The following is a 16,932-nucleotide window of genomic DNA, read 5'->3' on the forward strand; positions in this document are numbered from 1 at the left end:
AGAAGTTTTTCTCGATTTGTGGACAACTTGTTGGTAACTTGTGAATAATACCCCCAGTTATGCACAGCCATTGTGTACAAATGTGTATAACTAAAGAATGCCTAACATAATTTGCCTAATCACTAAAGAGTTTGGGATAATAGGTAAGTTGAGTTGCGCAGGCATTTTGAATAGGGATACTAACTTTTATGCACGACTTGCGTAATTTTGATGCATATTGTGCATACGACCCTTTATAGTCAGACTATTCTGTTAATACATACGTGGTCAATTCCTGCCTGCTAAACCCTTGAAATACCTTGTCGGAGAGCAAATTTAACCCCGCGCAGCACACAAAAAAATTCGTTGAATTATTATGTATACGAATGTATAATAATACATATATTTTCGGAAGATCGGGAGGGCATGGAAATGAGTCAGAGCATAAGAGCGGCTATTATTGGAGCAACAGGGTATGGTGGTGCGGAATTGATTCGTCTTTTGCAGGCGCATCCGTACGTACATATTACATCGGTCATTTCAACATCGAATGCAGGAGCGCCTTTGGCGGAGCATTTTCCACATTTGCAAGAAGTGGTTGTGGATATCCTAGACGTCTTAGATGTGGATTTGATCGCAGGTAAAGCTGATGTTGTGTTCTTGGCAACACCAGCGGGTGTGAGCGCGGAGCTTTCACCAAAACTACTGGCAGCTGGCCTGAAGGTCATCGATATTTCGGGTGATTTGAGATTGAAGTCCGCTAGCGACTATGGAAAATGGTACAAAAAGCCGGCTGCTTCCGAAGAAGCGCTGGCACGTTCGATTTATGGTTTATCCGAAGTGTTCGGAGACGAAGTGAAGGGCAGCGATCTGATCGCCAACCCTGGCTGTTATCCGACAGCGACGCTGCTAGGTCTTATTCCTGCGGTTGAAGCGGGATGGATTGATCCATCGACGATTATCATTGATGCGAAGTCGGGTGTATCCGGAGCGGGTCGCGGTGTTAGTTTAGGTGTGCACTATGCAGAAGTGAATGAGAATTTATCGGCTTACAAAATAAATAAGCACCAACACATCCCGGAAATTGAGCAAGCGCTGAGCCGCATTGCCGGCAAACCGGTTGTGACGACGTTCACGACGCACCTTGTGCCAATGACACGTGGAATTATGGCGACAATGTATGCCACGCTAACAGGCGAACATACAGCTGAGGAGTTCGTCGAGAAGTATCGTCAGTACTATGAAGGCCGCAAATTCGTACGGATTCGTCCTCTTGGGAAATATCCTTCAACGAAGGAAGTAACGGGCTCGAATTTCTGTGATATCGGCTTCGCTGTGGATGAGCGCACAGGACGTGTAACGATCGTGTCCGTGATCGACAATGTTGTAAAAGGCGCTGCTGGTCAAGCGATTCAGAATTTAAATATTATGCAAGGCTGGGACGAAACGACAGGTCTGTTGTTCGCTCCTGTATATCCATAACTAGAAGATAAGGATAGGTGAGCGTACGACGATGTCGGATCAAGTTAGCTTTACTGTTGTGCCAGAGGGCACAGTGACAACACCGAAGGGTTTTCGTGCAGGCGGACTGCACTGCGGATTGAAGAAGACGGAGCGCTATGATCTTGGCGCGATCCTCTGTGATGTACCCGCATCAGCGGCAGGTGTTTACACGCTGAATGCGTTCCAAGCGGCGCCACTGCGTGTGACGCAAGAAAGCATCGCCGACAGCGGCAAGCTGCAGGCGATGATCGTGAACAGCGGCAACGCCAACGCGTGTACCGGCCAGCAAGGCGAAGACGACGCTCGCGCCATGCGCGCGGCAAGTGCGAAGGCACTTGGCGTGGCGGAGTACCACGTCGGCGTGACAAGCACAGGTGTGATCGGCGAGCTTCTGCCGATGGGCAAAGTGCTGAGCGGCATCGAGCAGCTGCCTGCGAAGTTGAAACTAGACGGCGGCGAAGACTTCTGCCAGTCGATCCTGACGACGGATCTCGTGCAGAAGATGACATGCGTCCGTGTTGTGATTGGCGGCAAAGAGGTTCACATTGCCGGAGCAGCTAAAGGTTCGGGGATGATTCACCCGAACATGGCGACGATGCTCGGTTTCATGACAACCGACGTTGCGATTGAGAGCGAATACCTGCAGCTGTTGCTAAGCAGGATTACAGATAACACGTTCAACATGATTACTGTTGACGGAGACACCAGCACCAACGACATGGTCGTGGTGATGGCAAGCGGGCTTGCCGGCGGAGAATCGCTTCATCCGGGGCACCCGGATTGGGAAGCTTTCGCGGCAGGATTCCAGTACGTTGGCGAATACCTCGCCAAAGCGATTGCGCGTGACGGCGAAGGCGCGACGAAGCTGATCGAGACGACCGTAATCGGCGCTGAGAGCGACGATGCGGCGCGTAAGATCGTGAAGTCGATCATCGGATCGAGTCTCGTAAAGTCCGCCGTTTATGGCGCTGACGCGAACTGGGGCCGGATCATTGCGGCAGTCGGCTACTCTGGGCAGCCAGTGAATGTGAACACGGTCGATATTCGCCTGGGCGATATCGCGGTGTTAGAGCAATCTCGTCCCGTGAAGTTCGACGAGGAAGCGGCACTGGCTTATTTGAAAACAGATACGATTCAAATTCATGTGAATTTACATATGGGCGAAGGCAAAGCAACGGGTTGGGGCTGCGATTTGACCTATGATTATGTGCGCATTAATGCGGCTTATCGGACGTAAGCAAATGCTTACGAAGCTAGTTTTGCTACGCAAAACTTTTAGGGGGAAGAGCAGTGAAGAACAATTGCTTTGTGATGAAATGTGGAGGCAGCACGCTTGCGGCGCTGCCCGCAAGTTTTTTTGAAGACATGCGCCAGCTTCAAGCTGAGGGCATTGTTACCGTCATCGTGCATGGCGGCGGTCCTGCGATCTCGGATACGCTCGGCAAGCTGGGCATTGAGTCCGGCTTCGTAAACGGGCTACGCGTGACCAATGAAGCAGTGCTCGACGTGGTAGAAATGGTGCTATCCGGCCAGATTAACAAAGAAATCGTACGCCGTATTCAGTTGACGGGTGCGAAAGCGCTAGGTTTGTCCGGTGTGGATGGACATTTGATCGAAGCGAAGCCTGTTGCGAACAGCCATGAAGTAGGTCTTGTTGGCGACGTAACGAAAGTCAATGCAGAGCTGATTCAAGGTATTGTCGGCATGGGCTACATTCCGGTTATTGCACCAGTTGGTCTAGGTACAGATGGTGGACAGCGTTACAACATCAACGCCGATACGGCGGCAGGTGCTGTGGCTTCCCACCTCGGTGTGGAGCAGATGGTCGTCGTGACGGATGTTCCTGGCATCATGAAGGTCGTGGATGGCGAGAAGCAAGTGCTTCCAGTCGTCAGTGTAGCGGAAATCGAAGAAATGATCACAAGTGGCGACATCTATGGCGGCATGATCCCGAAGGTTCGTGCAGCGATTGCTTGTATACAAGGGCAAGTGCAAGAAGTGGTTATCGTGAACGGCTCGGAACCGAACGTTTTAAGTAAAGTGCTGAAGGGCGAAGGCATCGGCACGCGCATTGTACGGTAATTAGAAACCCAAACAACCCATAAGGAGGGAATGTACATGACAGAACAAGGAAAAAGCTCGTTATTTCCAACCTACGCCAGATATCCGATTACGCTAGTGAAAGGTGAAGGCAGCCGACTGTGGGACGACACAGGCAAGGAATACATCGATATGATGAGCGGGATCGCTGTTGCAGCTCTCGGTCATGCACCAAAAGCTGTGAAAGAGAAGTTGATCGAACAGTTGGATCAGCTTTGGCATGTAGGCAATCTTTTTCATATTCCGAATCAGGAAAAGTTGGCTGGTTTATTGACAGACAACAGCTGTGCGGATGCTGTATTTTTCTGTTCCACAGGTGCAGAAGCGAATGAGGCTGCGATCAAAATCGCCCGTCGCTACTCCCAAAAGGTGCTGAACAATGGTAAGTACGAGATCATCACGTTCAACATGTCCTTCCATGGGCGTACGATTGCTACATTAACTGCTACCGGTCAGGATAAAGTAAAGGAAGGCTTTCTTCCACTTCCAGAAGGCTTCGTCTATGCCGATTATAACGATATCGAGTCCGTGCGCCGTCTCGTGAATGACAAGACCTGTGCAGTCATGCTCGAATTTGTGCAAGGGGAAGGCGGCGTATTGCCGGCTGATCCAGCGTTCGTAAAGCAATTGGCAGAGCTATGCAAAGAGCATAATCTGCTCCTGATCGCGGATGAAATCCAGACGGGCGTAGGGCGTACGGGTAAGCTTTTTGCCTATGAGCATTATGGTGTAGAGCCGGATATTTTCACATTAGCCAAAGGTCTTGGCGGTGGATTCCCGATCGGTGCGATGCTGAGCAAAGGGTACTTGGCTGAAGCGTTCAGCGCAGGAAGTCACGGTTCCACGTTCGGTGGCACACCGATTGCTACGGCAGCGGCACATGCTACGTTAAGTACCATTGTCGACAATGGGCTACCAGCGCGCGCAGCCGAGCTTGGCGAGTACACGGTGAAGACGCTTGAGAGCAAGCTGGCGGGCAATCCGCTAGTCAAAAGCATCCGTGGCATTGGTCTTCTGATTGGCATCGAATGTACACAGCCAAGTGCCGAAATCATTAGCGAGATTCACAAGCAAGGTGTGCTTGTCATTCCAGCGGGCCCTAACGTGATTCGTTTGGTGCCGGCATTAACGATACCGCAAGAAGATTTGGATCAGGCGTTAGATGTGGTGTGCGGTGTCCTCTCCCAGAAGGCATCAACCATCAGCGGCGTCTAACCGAAGTTTATCGAAGAGAGGTTGGATCACATGAATAGCATGGTCAAGGAAGAACTGGCTGCCCAGTTGAAGGGCAAGGATTTTCTTGCTTTGGTTGATTATACAGCGGAAGAATTGGAGTATCTGATTCAGTACGCGATTGAGTTGAAACGCAAGCAAAAGGCGAGAGAGCCGCATGCTGTGCTAGCGGGTAAAACGCTGGGCATGATTTTTGAGAAGTCCTCCACGCGTACGCGTGTTTCCTTCGAAGTGGGGATGTACCAATTAGGCGGGCAAGCACTTTTCCTGAGCAAAAATGATTTGCAGCTGGGCCGCGGAGAGACGGTATGGGATACCGCTCAAACGCTGTCCCGTTACTTAGACGGGATTATGATTCGTACTTACGAGCACCGCAAGGTGATCGATCTAGCGCGAGGTGCGACGGTGCCTGTTATTAACGGCTTAACCGACCATGCACACCCTTGCCAGGTAATGGCGGATTATCAGACGGTTTTGGAGAAAAAAGGCCGTTTGAAAGGCATCAAAGTCGCCTATATCGGCGATGGCAACAACATGGTGCACTCCCTGATGATGGGGGCTAGCAAGCTTGGCATGGACTTCGCGATTGCTTCGCCAGAGGGCTATGAGGCTAGTAAAGAAGTGATTCGTCAATCCAAGGAAAATGCCGCTGAAACAGGCGGAAGCCTGCTCGTTACTCGTGATCCACGCGAAGCGATTGAGAATGCCGACATCATCTACACAGATGTATGGGCGAGCATGGGTCAAGAAGCGGAGCAGAAAGAGCGGGAAATCGCGTTCAAAAACTATCAAGTAAATGAAGCTTTGGTGAAATATGCGAAGCAGGATTACCTGTTCATGCACTGCTTGCCTGCACACCGCGGGGAAGAAGTGAGTGAGGGCGTCATCGATGGCGCACATTCCATTATTTTCGACCAAGCCGAGAATCGTCTTCATGCGCAAAAGGCCATTATGGCCGCGACAATGATATAAATTTATTTAGTGAGAGTAGAAACGGAGAGAAGAAGAGACATGGCTAAGGAAAAAATCGTACTCGCTTATTCAGGCGGTCTGGATACATCAGTTATCCTCAAATGGTTAAAAGAAACTTACGACGCAGAAATCATTGCATTCACAGCGGATATCGGGCAAAAGGATGAGTTGGATGGCTTGGAAGAAAAAGCACTCGCAACTGGCGCATCCAAAATCTATATCGACGATCTACGCGACGAGTTCGCGAAAGATTTCATCAATCCGATGTTCCAAGCGGCTGCTCTTTATGAAGGACAATACCTGCTTGGCACGAGCATTGCGCGTCCTTTGATCGCGAAGCGTATGGTTGAGATCGCTCGCGCTGAAGGCGCAACGGCCATTGCACACGGTGCAACGGGTAAAGGGAATGACCAAGTGCGCTTCGAGCTTACAGCAGCGGCGCTTGCGCCTGAGCTGTCCGTGATCGCGCCTTGGCGTTTAGAGCAGTTCCGCGAGGAGTTCCCAGGCCGCGCAGAGATGATCGCTTACGCAGAGAAGCACAACATTCCGGTAACGGCATCTGCAGCGAAGCCTTATTCGACAGACCGTAACTTGCTGCACATCTCCTTCGAGAGCGGCATGTTGGAAGATCCTTGGTTTGATCCAGCCGCTGACGACAACAAAGGCATGTACGTGCTAAGCGTTGCGCCAGAAGATGCACCAGATCAAGCGGAATACATTGAACTTGAGTTTGCTGCTGGTGATTGCGTAGCGATCAACGGAGCGAAGCTTACGCCGCTTCAAGTTATGGAAACATTGAATGAAATTGGTGGCAAGCACGGCATTGGCCGTGTGGATATGGTTGAGAATCGTTTCGTCGGCATGAAGAGCCGCGGCGTATACGAGACTCCAGGTGGAACGATTCTATTCACTGCCCACCGCAAAATGGAATCCCTCACGATGGATCGTGACGTGATGCACCTTCGTGATTCCTTAATTTCGAAATATGCATCTCTTGTCTACAACGGCTTCTGGTTTGCGCCTGAGCGTTTGGCAATTCAAGCGCTTGTGTCCGAGAGCCAAAAGAACGTATCCGGTACCGTTCGTTTGAAACTGTACAAAGGTAATGTGATGGGCGCGGGCGTGAAAAGCCCAGTATCCCTATACAACCCGGATATCGCGACCATGGAAGCTGATCCTACGAAGGCATACGATCAAGGCGATGCAACAGGCTTTATCCGCTTGAATGCGCTGCGCTTGAAGGTAGGTTCCGGTGTGGAACAAAACGCGAAGAAGTAACATTTCAAATAGCTGCTCAGCCGTGGGCTTTCCCTTCGTGGAAAGCCTTTGGGCTGTCCATACGCTTGTCTCATAGACGAGGTTAATACGAGAGGGGTCATGCACGGTGTCTAAGCTTTGGGGTGGACGTTTCACGAAACAAACCGACCAATTGGTCGAAGAATATACAGCTTCCATTACTTTCGACAAAGAGCTTGCCGAGGAAGATATTGAAGGCAGCTTGGCGCACGTGACGATGCTGGGCAAATGCGGGATTCTTCCTGCTGACGATGTGGAGAAAATCAAAGACGGCTTGCTGCAAGTACAAGCCATGATTCGCCGCGGCGAGCTGGAGTACACGATTCAGAATGAAGATATTCACATGAATATCGAGAAAACCTTGATCGACATCATCGGTCCTGTCGGCGGCAAGCTGCACACGGGCCGCAGCCGCAACGATCAGGTGGCAACGGACATGCATCTCTACCTGCGCAAGCGCGTGGTTGAGTTCGTTGGCTTACTGATCAAGCTGCAGGAAGCTTTGCTTGAGAAAGCGAAGGCTAATCTCGATACGATTATCCCAGGGTATACCCATCTGCAGCGTGCGCAGCCGATCCTGTTCGCGCATCATCTGATGGCCTACGTCAGCATGTTCCAGCGTGACCTTGAGCGCTTGCAGGACAGCTACAAGCGCGTAGACATGCTGCCGCTTGGCGCGGGCGCGCTCGCGGGCACGACCTTCCCGATTGACCGCCATTTCGTGGCGGAGCAGCTCGGGTTCGGACGCGTGTACGAGAATTCCCTGGATGCGGTCAGTGACCGCGATTTCATCCTGGAGTTCCTCTCCAACGCGTCCATGATCATGATGCACCTTTCTCGCTTCAGCGAGGAAATGGTGCTCTGGTCTTCGACCGAGTTCGCGTTCATCGAACTCGATGATGCGTTCTGCACCGGCAGCTCGATCATGCCGCAAAAGAAGAACCCGGACGTAGCGGAGCTTGTCCGTGGTAAAACGGGCCGCGTCTACGGCAACTTGGTCGGTCTCTTGACCGTACTCAAGTCGCTGCCGCTGGCGTACAACAAGGACATGCAGGAAGACAAAGAAGGCATGTTTGATACGGTTCGTACCCTGCAAGGTGCGCTGCAATTGTTTGCACCGATGGTGTCGACGATGAAGGTGAACACCGAGCGTATGCGCCAAGCTGTGAACCAAGACTTCTCCAACGCGACGGATATCGCGGATTACCTGGTGAACAAGGGTCTTCCTTTCCGTCAAGCGCACGAAGTGATCGGCAAAACCGTGCTCTACTGTATCCAGAATAAAAAATACCTGCTCGATATGAGCATCGAAGAATTCAAAACATTCTCCGAGCTGTTCGAGTCCGATATTTATGCCGTACTACAACCAGAACAAGTTGTGAATGCACGTAATGTCTACGGCGGTACAGCGAGCAATCAAGTGAGTGAGGCCATTGGTCGCGCGGAGCAAGTGCTGGCAGAGTCGCAGGCGTGGTTGCATGACTTTTTAGAGAAAAGTAAATAAGTCTTCTTCTTTCCAATACAAAAGCTCTTCCCACCACATCCGTGATGAGAAGAGCTTTTCGCTTTTTTCTACACTTTAAATTGCTCAATAACATCCCGCAGCTGGGCGGACATCTCATTCAAGTTTTTCACCGAAGCTGAGATTCCGTCGATGCTGGACAGCTGTGTTTCGGTCAAAGCGGAAATCGTTTGTGTCGTGCCTGCCGACTGGTTGGCTGAGTGTTTCATTTCGGATAAGGATAACATGACCTGTTGGGATGTAGCTGCCATACGCTCGGCTTCGGAGGATGCTTGCTGCACTTGGCCGAGCACCTGCTTAACAGCGCTGTGAATCCGTTCAAAAGCAAATCCGGTTTCCTGCAGTGTCCCAACACTGGATGAGATTTCTTGATCACCCTGATGCATGGTCTCTACGGCCCCGAGGATGTCACCTTGGATGCCAACGATCAGTTCTGAGACCTGCTCCGAGGATTGCTTGGAGCGTTCTGCAAGCTTCTTCACTTCCCCTGCGACGACAGCAAATCCTTTGCCGTGTTCCCCAGCCCGTGCCGCTTCAATTGAAGCATTCAAGGCCAATAGGTTCGTTTGCGACGAGATTTCGGAAATGATCGAAACAATTTCACCAATCTGCTTGGAGCGATCACGCAGCAAGTCGATAATGCCAGACAGGTTGTCCATGGTCGAGCTGACGACCCGCATCTGTTCGTTCGTTTGTTGGATATAGGCATTTCCCTTTTCCGCTTCCAATACTGTGATTTCTGACAAATCGAAGGCAGTGGAAGAACTGGCTGCGACCTGCTGAATGCTATCGGATAATTCCTTCATGGCGGATGAGCTCTCTACTACATTGATGGCATGTGAGTTTGTACTGGCTGCCACGCCATGCATAACGGATGAGATATGATTCGCTGCCTGAACCATTTGATCCAAAGAATGTGATACTTGATTCGATTCTTCATTTAAAGCACTTGAGCTCGAGTTAGCATGGGTAACGAGCTGCCTGATATAAGCTTTCATCTGATTAAATGAGGCGGCAAGCTTACCGATTTCATCGCGGTTGGACACATTCAAATCCGCTATCGACAAATTCCCTATCGCAATCTGGCTAGCTTGACGTTCCACCCGAATGAGCGGCTTCGAGATATGTCTCGCAAAGAGGACTAGGACAATCATGCCGACCAGCAAACAAACAATAAGAGTAATGATAATCGTATTCAACATGTTCGTTTGTCCTGCGTTATAATCCTGCAAGTAAGAGCCAGCCGCAACGATCCATCCCCAATTCGGGTCCTTTTCAGCGTAAGCAATTTTCATAGCTTCCTTCGTCGATCCTCCAGGCAACGGCCACATATAGGTTGTGAATCCTCCACCGCTTTCTGCTCCTTGAATCATTTCCTGTATAAAAAGCTTTCCGTCATTCGATTTCTTATCCCAAATGTTTTGGCCCTCTAAGGAAGGATGCGCGACTTCATTTCCTTTATTATCAAGAACGAAGAAGTACCCGTTTTCGCCTAAATCGATCTTTCGATTGATGGGCCTTTTGCCGTCTTTTTTCGGTCCAAGCATCAAGACTTTCACTTTCTCTTGCGCTTCTTCTTTGGTGATACTGCCCGATTTGACGGAATCATCGAAGGATTGGATCAATTGAATGGACATTTGAACGGCATTCCTTAAATCTTTTTCGATCAAGGAATTCGTGACGTTGGAAGAAACGTAATAGCTGATGCTGCCGAGGATGAGAATTGGAATAAGTAGTAAAAGCAGCGATGTTGTTACAATCTTCATCTGAATATTCATTTGAAAACTTTTTAACATATGGTTAGTTTACCTACTTTCTCTATTATTTTGTATATATTCTATTTAATTGGCTTAATCCCTCTATTTCGACAGAATCCTTACAATTCGATTGATCTGACGCTTTTTCAGTCTATTTTCTAACTAAGTTCGACATTTCAACATCACATGGCATGATATATATGGTAAAATATACATGCGACATATGCTTTTAAAGCAAGGATGGAATGAGGTGCCTACATGGATAAAATGTGGATGCAAAGCGCTAGTTTTCTGATTATCGACGATCAGGCGTACAATATTAGCCTTTTAGAGCGAATACTGAGCCGTGCGGGTTTTTCCAATTTACACTGTACAACGGATCCCAGACAGCTAGAAGCCCTATTTGACGAGGTTAAACCGGATATTATTTTATTAGATCTACATATGCCCGACGTGGATGGCTTCGCAGCTTTAAAGCTGTTAAAGGATCGAGTGGAGGAAGGTCATTTTCTACCGATCTTAGTGCTAACAGCTGATGTGACGCAGGAGGCCAAGAAGGAAGCGTTGCATTTGGGTGCGCATGACTTTCTTACGAAGCCCTTAGATAAAACAGAAGTAGTATTACGGATCAATAACTTATTGAAAACACGATTTTATCATTTGCAGCTGCAGGACCAGCATCAACTTTTGGAGCAACGCGTTCAAGAACGGACTGCCAAGTTGGAGCAAGCTAAGCTGGAAATTTTGCAATTGCTGGGACGGACCTCTGAATTCCGCGATGATCAGACGGGGCAGCATTCGCAGCGCGTTGGTCGGATGGCGAAAGAAATTGCATCTTCGCTAGGACTGCCTGCGCACGAGTCCAAGCTCATCGAGCGGGCCACGCCTTTACACGATCTTGGGAAGCTTGGCATCCCGGATGACATTTTATTAAAACCAGGAAGATTCAGCCCCGAAGAGTTCGAACAGATGAAAACACATACGACCATTGGCGCAAGTATACTGGAAGGCAGTCTATTCCCGGATTTACAATTGGCCCATACGATTGCCTTGACGCATCACGAGAAATGGGACGGAACTGGGTACCCGAACGCATTAAGTGGAGAAGACATTCCACTTGCAGGGCGCATTGTGGCGCTTGCCGACTTCTATGATGCATTAACACATGAGCGCCCTTATAAACGGGCTTGGTCGGCTGAGGAAGCTTTAACAGAAATTCAAAAGCAGCGTGGGCTTCATTTTGACCCCCAAGTCGTGGATGCATTCATGAGGATCGTACGAAGAGATAATCATTCATTATAGAAAGGGGAGCGTGTGGGTATGAAAGGCATGGTTTTTACTTCTTTTCTCGAAATGGTCGAAAATAAATTTTCCCTAAGCGTTGTGGATCAAATTATTGAGGGCTCCGATTTGCCTTCAGGCGGCAGCTACACCTCTGTGGGCACCTATGATCATCATGAAATGATTCAGCTTATTGTGCAGTTGAGCCAGCGGACAAGCATCCCTGTTACTGACTTGATCATTACCTTCGGTGAATATTTGTTTAAACAACTCATCGAACTGCATCCGCAATTTCTTCAAGAAAACAGCACGGTATTCAGCTTTTTGCAAAAGGTGGACAGCTATATTCACGTAGAAGTACGTAAGCTCTATCCTGGCGCCGAGCTGCCTGCGTTCGAATATGACACCTCAGTAGCTGGAACATTGATGATGACTTATCGCTCGTCGCGTCCATTTGCTGATTTGGCAGAAGGGCTAATTAACGGATGTATTCAGCATTATGGCGAGGAGATCAACATGGTGCGCGAGAATTTGGAGGAAGGAACCGCGGCCCGGTTTATTTTGTCGAAAGCGGAAGTGAAATAAATGCAGGACATGCAAGAAATAGATGTTCTTCGAAGGCAGCTGGAACGGGAGAAGAAAGCGCGGAAGGAAGCCGAACAGATTGCCGAGCAGAAAACCCGAGAGATTTATTACGTGAATCAAGAATTGAGACAATTGAACGATCAGCTGGAGGAATTGGTGAAAGAGCGTACGGCGGAGCTATCCAAAGCGCGCGACGAAGCCATTGAAGCCAATCAGATCAAAAGTCAGTTCCTCGCGAATATGAGCCATGAGCTGCGTACACCGCTGAATGCCATCATCGGGTATAGTGAGATGCTCAAAGAAGATGCAGAAGACATGAATGAACCCGCATTTGCAGACGATCTGGGCAAAATTCATAACGCCGGTAAGCATCTGTTGACGCTGATCAATGATATTCTGGATCTCTCCAAGATCGAAGCGGGTAAGATGGATCTTTACTTGGAGGTATGTGATATTCCGACGCTGATTCGTGATGTGCTGACGACGGTCAATCCGGTTGTGGAGGCGGGCGGCAACCGTTTGGAGGTCGTTTTCCCTCAAGGTGAAATAAGGACGGACGTCACGAAGCTGATGCAGGTTTTATTCAATTTGTTGAGCAATGCCGGCAAGTTTACGAAGGATGGTACGATCTGGCTAACCGCTGGTTATGAAATGGTCAACCGGCAATCTGGTATTAGCTTTAGCATTAAAGACACCGGTATCGGCATGACGCCGAAACAGATGGAACATTTATTTCAAGCCTTTAAACAAGCGGATTCCTCGACAACGAGGAAATACGGAGGTACTGGACTTGGACTCGCCATCTCTCAGAAGCTCTGCCAAATGATGGGCGGCCACATCACCGTTGATAGTGAATACGGTCAAGGTACAACCTTTACCGCTTGGTTGCCTCTGCTGGAGAATCCAGCGGACGACAGCGACGATCAAGTTATGGAGAACAGCCCACTCACGACACAGGAAAACCGTACGGTGCTGGTCATTGATGATGACCCGGCTATGCTGCAGCTGATGCAGCGGTTTCTCAGTAAAGAAGGTTGTACAGTTGCTCTGGCTCAAAATGGCGAAGAGGGCATTCGACTCGCTAGAGAGCTGCGTCCTACATTAATATCCCTGGATGTACTCATGCCGGGCATGGATGGCTGGACCGTTCTGACGACGCTCAAAAACGACCCGGAATTATCCGGTATCCCTGTTATCATGATGTCGATGACCGATGACAAGAATATGGGTTATGCGCTTGGAGCAGCGGAATTTCTGACCAAACCGGTTTATATTGATCGATTAATTTCTGTGTTGGATAAGCATATCCCTGAGCGGCAAACCAACGCTGTTCTCGTCATTGAAGATGATGTCACAACAAGCCACATGATGACTCAGATGTTGGAAAGGGAAGGCTTCAAGGTCTCGAAGGCCAAGGATGGACGCGTGGCTTTGAACATGATGTCACAAGCGCTTCCTCAATTGATTCTGCTCGATTTAATGATGCCGGGCATGGATGGCTTTGAGTTCGTTACCGAGCTGCGCAAACGCGAAGAATGGCAATGGATTCCGATTGTCGTTGTTACTGCGAAAGATATTGGTTCCGAGGATCGGCTGCGACTGAACGGCTATGTGAAAAACATTATTCAAAAAGGAAGTTTTAAACGCGATACGCTGTTGCGTGAAATCCGCAGCCTCATGGCTGGTGCGATGAATGACCAGAACAACGGGGATCAAGCTTATATTCGACGTAAAGAGGAAGCAGACGACCATGTTTAAAATTTTATTGGTAGAAGATAATGAAATGAACCGCGACATGTTATCCCGCCGCTTAGTACGCAAAGGCTATGAGGTCATCATGGCTACGGATGGGCAGCAAGGCGTCGACGCGGCACGGACCGAAGCGCCAGCCCTTATTCTTATGGATATGAGCCTTCCTGTCTTGGACGGGTGGCAGGCCACCCGTTTGCTCAAAGCATCGCCGGAGACGAAGGGCATCCCGATTATCGCGCTAACTGCGCATGCCATGGCATCGGATCGAGAGATGGCTTTGGAGGCAGGGTGCGATGACTTCGATACGAAGCCGATTGAAATGAATCGTTTGCTGGAGAAGATTCAGACCTATTTGAAATAGAAAACGGCTCATCCGCTACCAAAGCGAATGAGCCGTTTTTTGGATTTTCATCGGTAAGACTCGTCTATGTATGTTTAGCTAATCTGTCCGCATTTAGGATATCGTAGAATACCGATCTTGCTGTGGTGTAATAAGCGCTAAGCCATAATCCTCCGATAAATAGAGTAAATGGAACAAGCAGTGCCCAGCCTATAAAACTAAGTGCTAAACAAAAGAATTTCCACTTGTACCCTTTCATCATCTCTGAACTCATTCGAATGGCTTTCGATGAAGATAGTTCTGGATTATCTAACTTAATGAATATCGCTTGCGAATATCGGAAGGAAGCAATGATACCCGGAATGACAAATAGAAGTGTCCAAGCCAATATTTTGAGTCCCATTAAAAAAGTTAACTTGAAAAATGACCAGAATGTTTTAGTTCCATAAGAAAATGAGGGAGAGTACCCAAGCTTTTGATGTCTAGCTAAATGGAGGAAGTAGGTGGATACCGTTGTAGATATGATAACGGAAAGAGCCATTGATCCCAAACTGACTAAAATAGTTAATAATAGCTGCTCTTTTGTTTCTAATATGTTACTAGCAACCGATAATGGGATCGTGATTAGGATTGTAAGCAGATACAGCCCAACTGCTGAAAGCCAATTCCCCTTTAATGCTTTTCTTGCTTCTTCTCGAATTTCTCTGCTATTTTTCATTTTGACCTTCTTTCTTTTGTTCATACAGGATTTTTAACATTTGGTTAAATATAACTATTTTATGTATAATTTTGTATATTCTAGACATGTAACTTAATTCCTTCTTCTTCGACAAAATATTTATATGGCCAACAAGAAAGAAGCCGATTCCTTAGAATCAGCTTCTTGGATAATTCACGATGGTACTTATCTGCCTTTAACCTCAACATAGCCTGTATCCGTCCGAACCGTAACCTTTTTGCTGCCATTGCCGATCGAGCCTTTGGCTTTATTATGGCTGGTTCGTTGTTGAACATTCACACCTGGTACTTCCAGATTGGCACTGCCGGTGTCCGTACTCAGATCAAAGCTTGCATCCGTAGGCGTAGGATCTAGTTGTAGGCGTACAGATCCAGTGTCTGATTCAAGCAAGGCGGTATCTCCAAGCTCACGGAGTGTTGCTGTAATGCTGCCTGTGTCTGTTTTGAGCTTCACATTGCCCTGCCCGTCATTGAGGTGAATACTGCCTGTGTCCGTTTGCAGACTCAATGTTTTTCCTTCGTAGCGGTCAACGGTAATGCTGCCAGTATCCGTACTAGCTGTCAGTTTCTCAGCTTTCACTTCCTTGAAGTTGATGCTGCCTGTATCGGTGCTAACGGTAATCGCCTTGTAAAGCTTGTCGGGCAGACTGACCTCTGTCCGTAAACGAAGGCTCTTACCGCTGAATAAGCTTTTAAACTCCGTGAGGTCGAAGCCGAAGTTAATGTGTGCCTTGTTATTCGTGCATACGTCCACTCGCCAAGTATTCGTACCTTCTGTCGTAGCCTCGACGGTGCAATTCTGCGCATTTTCGGATCGCGCAGCACCTACTAAACGAACGCTAATGTCATCCGAATTGGTAGGAACGAAAGTGACGCCTGAGATATCATTTTCAATAATCAAGGTATCGATATTGGCTGCTGCTGTCTTTTTCTCGATATCAATGGTTGTGACGCCTGTCTCAAAGTCTAAGGATTGGAAAGATACGGCTGCTCCAATCAGGCCGATCGCAAGGCAGATAAAGCCAGTCACTAAGAAAAATTTCACTTTAGGTTGCATGGCTTAAACCCCCTTGATCAATTTGGCGTTGAATTGGATGTACTTCCAGCTGAGCTTGAAAAACTGCTTAAGCAGCCAAGAGCTAAGCGTCGTGAGGATGATGCCTAAGCCGAAGCAGGCAAGGAGAGAGAATGAAATGAATTGGAAGTCACTACCCGTCGTTCCCGCTAAGCTAGTGAGCACGCCGATGACGGGGGCGACCAGAAGGGCGAAGCCTGCAACAAAAAATGCGATCATCGCAGAGCAAATCCCTACCCAAGGGCCGACAACGAACACAAGATTAAAGAAACCGAGCATAATCGAAATAATGATCGCCTTAAGCCCAGTGTCCGTTTTAGCTGTCGGATAGGGGGGCGGATAAGGTGTGTTATACACAGGAGGGTAATTCGGCTGAGGCGGCTGTGTATAGGCAGGCGGTTCCCAAGCCTCTGGGGCCTGTACAGGAATCTTAGGTCCGATGGCCGGCTCAGACTGATTAACATTGGGTATAGATTTCTCTTCTTGCTCTTCGCTTAAATAAGGTGTTTCCTCAGCTTGCGTCACATCCATTTCAAATGTACTTGTCGTACGATTGAAAGCTTCCTCTTGAACAGGAGGTACCTCTTTTTGTGCATCCCAGTTCGGAACCCGCGGGTAGCCGAGAGACTGTGAAATCTCGTCTTCGTTCTTGCCATTTTGGGCGGCTTTTTGAAATAATTCTTCGTACACTTTTAATATATTGTGGCGCTCCTTCTCAGGAAGTCCGCGCAGGCGATAGTTTAATTCTTTGAAATAATCCACTTTGCTCATCGTTATGCCTCCTTCGATACTCTTTCCA

At 48.6% G+C, this 16,932-nt stretch carries 15 protein-coding genes; 11 read left to right on the top strand and 4 right to left on the bottom strand.

Annotated elements, in window-relative coordinates:
• The first annotated feature begins 411 nt into the window (after positions 1 to 411).
• From argC to argH, 7 genes are all read left to right on the top strand, one after another.
• Positions 412 to 1,461 carry an N-acetyl-gamma-glutamyl-phosphate reductase gene (argC, locus tag AC58PQ_RS16960; RefSeq protein WP_497243453.1) on the top strand — a complete coding sequence of 350 codons (1,050 nt, stop codon included), beginning with the start codon at positions 412 to 414 and terminating at the stop codon, positions 1,459 to 1,461.
• A gap of 31 nt (positions 1,462 to 1,492) precedes the next feature.
• Positions 1,493 to 2,719, top strand: coding sequence for a bifunctional glutamate N-acetyltransferase/amino-acid acetyltransferase ArgJ (gene argJ / locus AC58PQ_RS16965; protein ID WP_497243455.1), 1,227 nt, complete (start codon positions 1,493 to 1,495; stop codon positions 2,717 to 2,719).
• Positions 2,720 to 2,793: 74 nt separating this feature from the next.
• Positions 2,794 to 3,564 (top strand): acetylglutamate kinase, encoded by a 771-nt coding sequence (argB, locus tag AC58PQ_RS16970; RefSeq protein ID WP_497243530.1) that lies wholly within the window; start codon positions 2,794 to 2,796, stop codon positions 3,562 to 3,564.
• A 36-nt stretch (positions 3,565 to 3,600) separates the two neighbouring features.
• Positions 3,601 to 4,797: an acetylornithine transaminase gene (gene argD, locus AC58PQ_RS16975; RefSeq protein WP_497243457.1), complete on the top strand. Its 1,197-nt coding sequence runs from the start codon at positions 3,601 to 3,603 to the stop codon at positions 4,795 to 4,797.
• Between the two features lie 30 nt (positions 4,798 to 4,827).
• Positions 4,828 to 5,787 carry an ornithine carbamoyltransferase gene (gene argF, locus AC58PQ_RS16980; protein ID WP_497243459.1) on the top strand — a complete coding sequence of 320 codons (960 nt, stop codon included), beginning with the start codon at positions 4,828 to 4,830 and terminating at the stop codon, positions 5,785 to 5,787.
• 39 nt (positions 5,788 to 5,826) lie between these two features.
• The gene (locus AC58PQ_RS16985) at positions 5,827 to 7,065 is read left to right on the top strand and encodes an argininosuccinate synthase (protein WP_497243461.1); all 1,239 of its coding nucleotides are present in this window, start codon (positions 5,827 to 5,829) and stop codon (positions 7,063 to 7,065) included.
• Positions 7,066 to 7,171: 106 nt separating this feature from the next.
• Positions 7,172 to 8,587, top strand: a complete 1,416-nt coding sequence (gene argH / locus AC58PQ_RS16990) for an argininosuccinate lyase (RefSeq protein ID WP_497243463.1) — start codon at positions 7,172 to 7,174, stop codon at positions 8,585 to 8,587.
• A gap of 68 nt (positions 8,588 to 8,655) precedes the next feature.
• Here argH and AC58PQ_RS16995 read toward each other — a convergent pair whose 3' ends face one another.
• Positions 8,656 to 10,401 (bottom strand): methyl-accepting chemotaxis protein, encoded by a 1,746-nt coding sequence (locus tag AC58PQ_RS16995; protein WP_497243465.1) that lies wholly within the window; start codon positions 10,399 to 10,401, stop codon positions 8,656 to 8,658.
• A gap of 219 nt (positions 10,402 to 10,620) precedes the next feature.
• Between AC58PQ_RS16995 and AC58PQ_RS17000 the strand changes: the two genes are divergently transcribed.
• Genes AC58PQ_RS17000 through AC58PQ_RS17015 form a run of 4 tightly spaced genes read left to right on the top strand, consistent with a single transcriptional unit; the run spans position 10,621 to position 14,341 of the window.
• On the top strand, positions 10,621 to 11,664 hold the full coding sequence (locus AC58PQ_RS17000) for an HD-GYP domain-containing protein (protein ID WP_497243467.1): 1,044 nt from the start codon (positions 10,621 to 10,623) through the stop codon (positions 11,662 to 11,664).
• An 18-nt stretch (positions 11,665 to 11,682) separates the two neighbouring features.
• Positions 11,683 to 12,228 (top strand): heme NO-binding domain-containing protein, encoded by a 546-nt coding sequence (locus AC58PQ_RS17005; RefSeq protein ID WP_497243469.1) that lies wholly within the window; start codon positions 11,683 to 11,685, stop codon positions 12,226 to 12,228.
• Positions 12,229 to 13,986 carry an ATP-binding response regulator gene (locus tag AC58PQ_RS17010; protein WP_497243471.1) on the top strand — a complete coding sequence of 586 codons (1,758 nt, stop codon included), beginning with the start codon at positions 12,229 to 12,231 and terminating at the stop codon, positions 13,984 to 13,986. It begins immediately after the preceding gene.
• The gene (locus AC58PQ_RS17015) at positions 13,979 to 14,341 is read left to right on the top strand and encodes a response regulator (RefSeq protein ID WP_497243473.1); all 363 of its coding nucleotides are present in this window, start codon (positions 13,979 to 13,981) and stop codon (positions 14,339 to 14,341) included. The genes AC58PQ_RS17010 and AC58PQ_RS17015 overlap by 8 nt, the downstream gene beginning before the upstream one ends.
• A gap of 64 nt (positions 14,342 to 14,405) precedes the next feature.
• Here the strand turns inward: AC58PQ_RS17015 and AC58PQ_RS17020 are convergent, their stop codons facing one another.
• The 3 genes from AC58PQ_RS17020 to AC58PQ_RS17030 form a co-directional block, all read right to left on the bottom strand.
• The gene (locus tag AC58PQ_RS17020; RefSeq protein WP_497243475.1) at positions 14,406 to 15,038 is read right to left on the bottom strand and encodes a DUF975 family protein; all 633 of its coding nucleotides are present in this window, start codon (positions 15,036 to 15,038) and stop codon (positions 14,406 to 14,408) included.
• A 186-nt stretch (positions 15,039 to 15,224) separates the two neighbouring features.
• On the bottom strand, positions 15,225 to 16,115 hold the full coding sequence (locus tag AC58PQ_RS17025) for a DUF4097 family beta strand repeat-containing protein (RefSeq protein WP_497243477.1): 891 nt from the start codon (positions 16,113 to 16,115) through the stop codon (positions 15,225 to 15,227).
• A 3-nt stretch (positions 16,116 to 16,118) separates the two neighbouring features.
• Positions 16,119 to 16,904 (bottom strand): DUF1700 domain-containing protein, encoded by a 786-nt coding sequence (locus AC58PQ_RS17030; RefSeq protein WP_497243479.1) that lies wholly within the window; start codon positions 16,902 to 16,904, stop codon positions 16,119 to 16,121.
• Between the last annotated feature and the right edge of the window lie 28 nt (positions 16,905 to 16,932).

Source organism: Paenibacillus sp. J22P143 (assembly GCF_059692035.1).

Coding starts and splice junctions, on each gene's coding strand:
- argC (WP_497243453.1), top strand. CDS start 412: ATGAGTCAGAGCATAAGAGCGGCTATTATTGGAGCAACAGGGTATGGT.
- argJ (WP_497243455.1), top strand. CDS start 1,493: ATGTCGGATCAAGTTAGCTTTACTGTTGTGCCAGAGGGCACAGTGACA.
- argB (WP_497243530.1), top strand. CDS start 2,794: ATGAAATGTGGAGGCAGCACGCTTGCGGCGCTGCCCGCAAGTTTTTTT.
- argD (WP_497243457.1), top strand. CDS start 3,601: ATGACAGAACAAGGAAAAAGCTCGTTATTTCCAACCTACGCCAGATAT.
- argF (WP_497243459.1), top strand. CDS start 4,828: ATGAATAGCATGGTCAAGGAAGAACTGGCTGCCCAGTTGAAGGGCAAG.
- AC58PQ_RS16985 (WP_497243461.1), top strand. CDS start 5,827: ATGGCTAAGGAAAAAATCGTACTCGCTTATTCAGGCGGTCTGGATACA.
- AC58PQ_RS16995 (WP_497243465.1), bottom strand. CDS start 10,401: ATGTTAAAAAGTTTTCAAATGAATATTCAGATGAAGATTGTAACAACA.
- AC58PQ_RS17000 (WP_497243467.1), top strand. CDS start 10,621: ATGGATAAAATGTGGATGCAAAGCGCTAGTTTTCTGATTATCGACGAT.
- AC58PQ_RS17005 (WP_497243469.1), top strand. CDS start 11,683: ATGAAAGGCATGGTTTTTACTTCTTTTCTCGAAATGGTCGAAAATAAA.
- AC58PQ_RS17010 (WP_497243471.1), top strand. CDS start 12,229: ATGCAGGACATGCAAGAAATAGATGTTCTTCGAAGGCAGCTGGAACGG.
- AC58PQ_RS17015 (WP_497243473.1), top strand. CDS start 13,979: ATGTTTAAAATTTTATTGGTAGAAGATAATGAAATGAACCGCGACATG.
- AC58PQ_RS17020 (WP_497243475.1), bottom strand. CDS start 15,038: ATGAAAAATAGCAGAGAAATTCGAGAAGAAGCAAGAAAAGCATTAAAG.
- AC58PQ_RS17025 (WP_497243477.1), bottom strand. CDS start 16,115: ATGCAACCTAAAGTGAAATTTTTCTTAGTGACTGGCTTTATCTGCCTT.
- AC58PQ_RS17030 (WP_497243479.1), bottom strand. CDS start 16,904: ATGAGCAAAGTGGATTATTTCAAAGAATTAAACTATCGCCTGCGCGGA.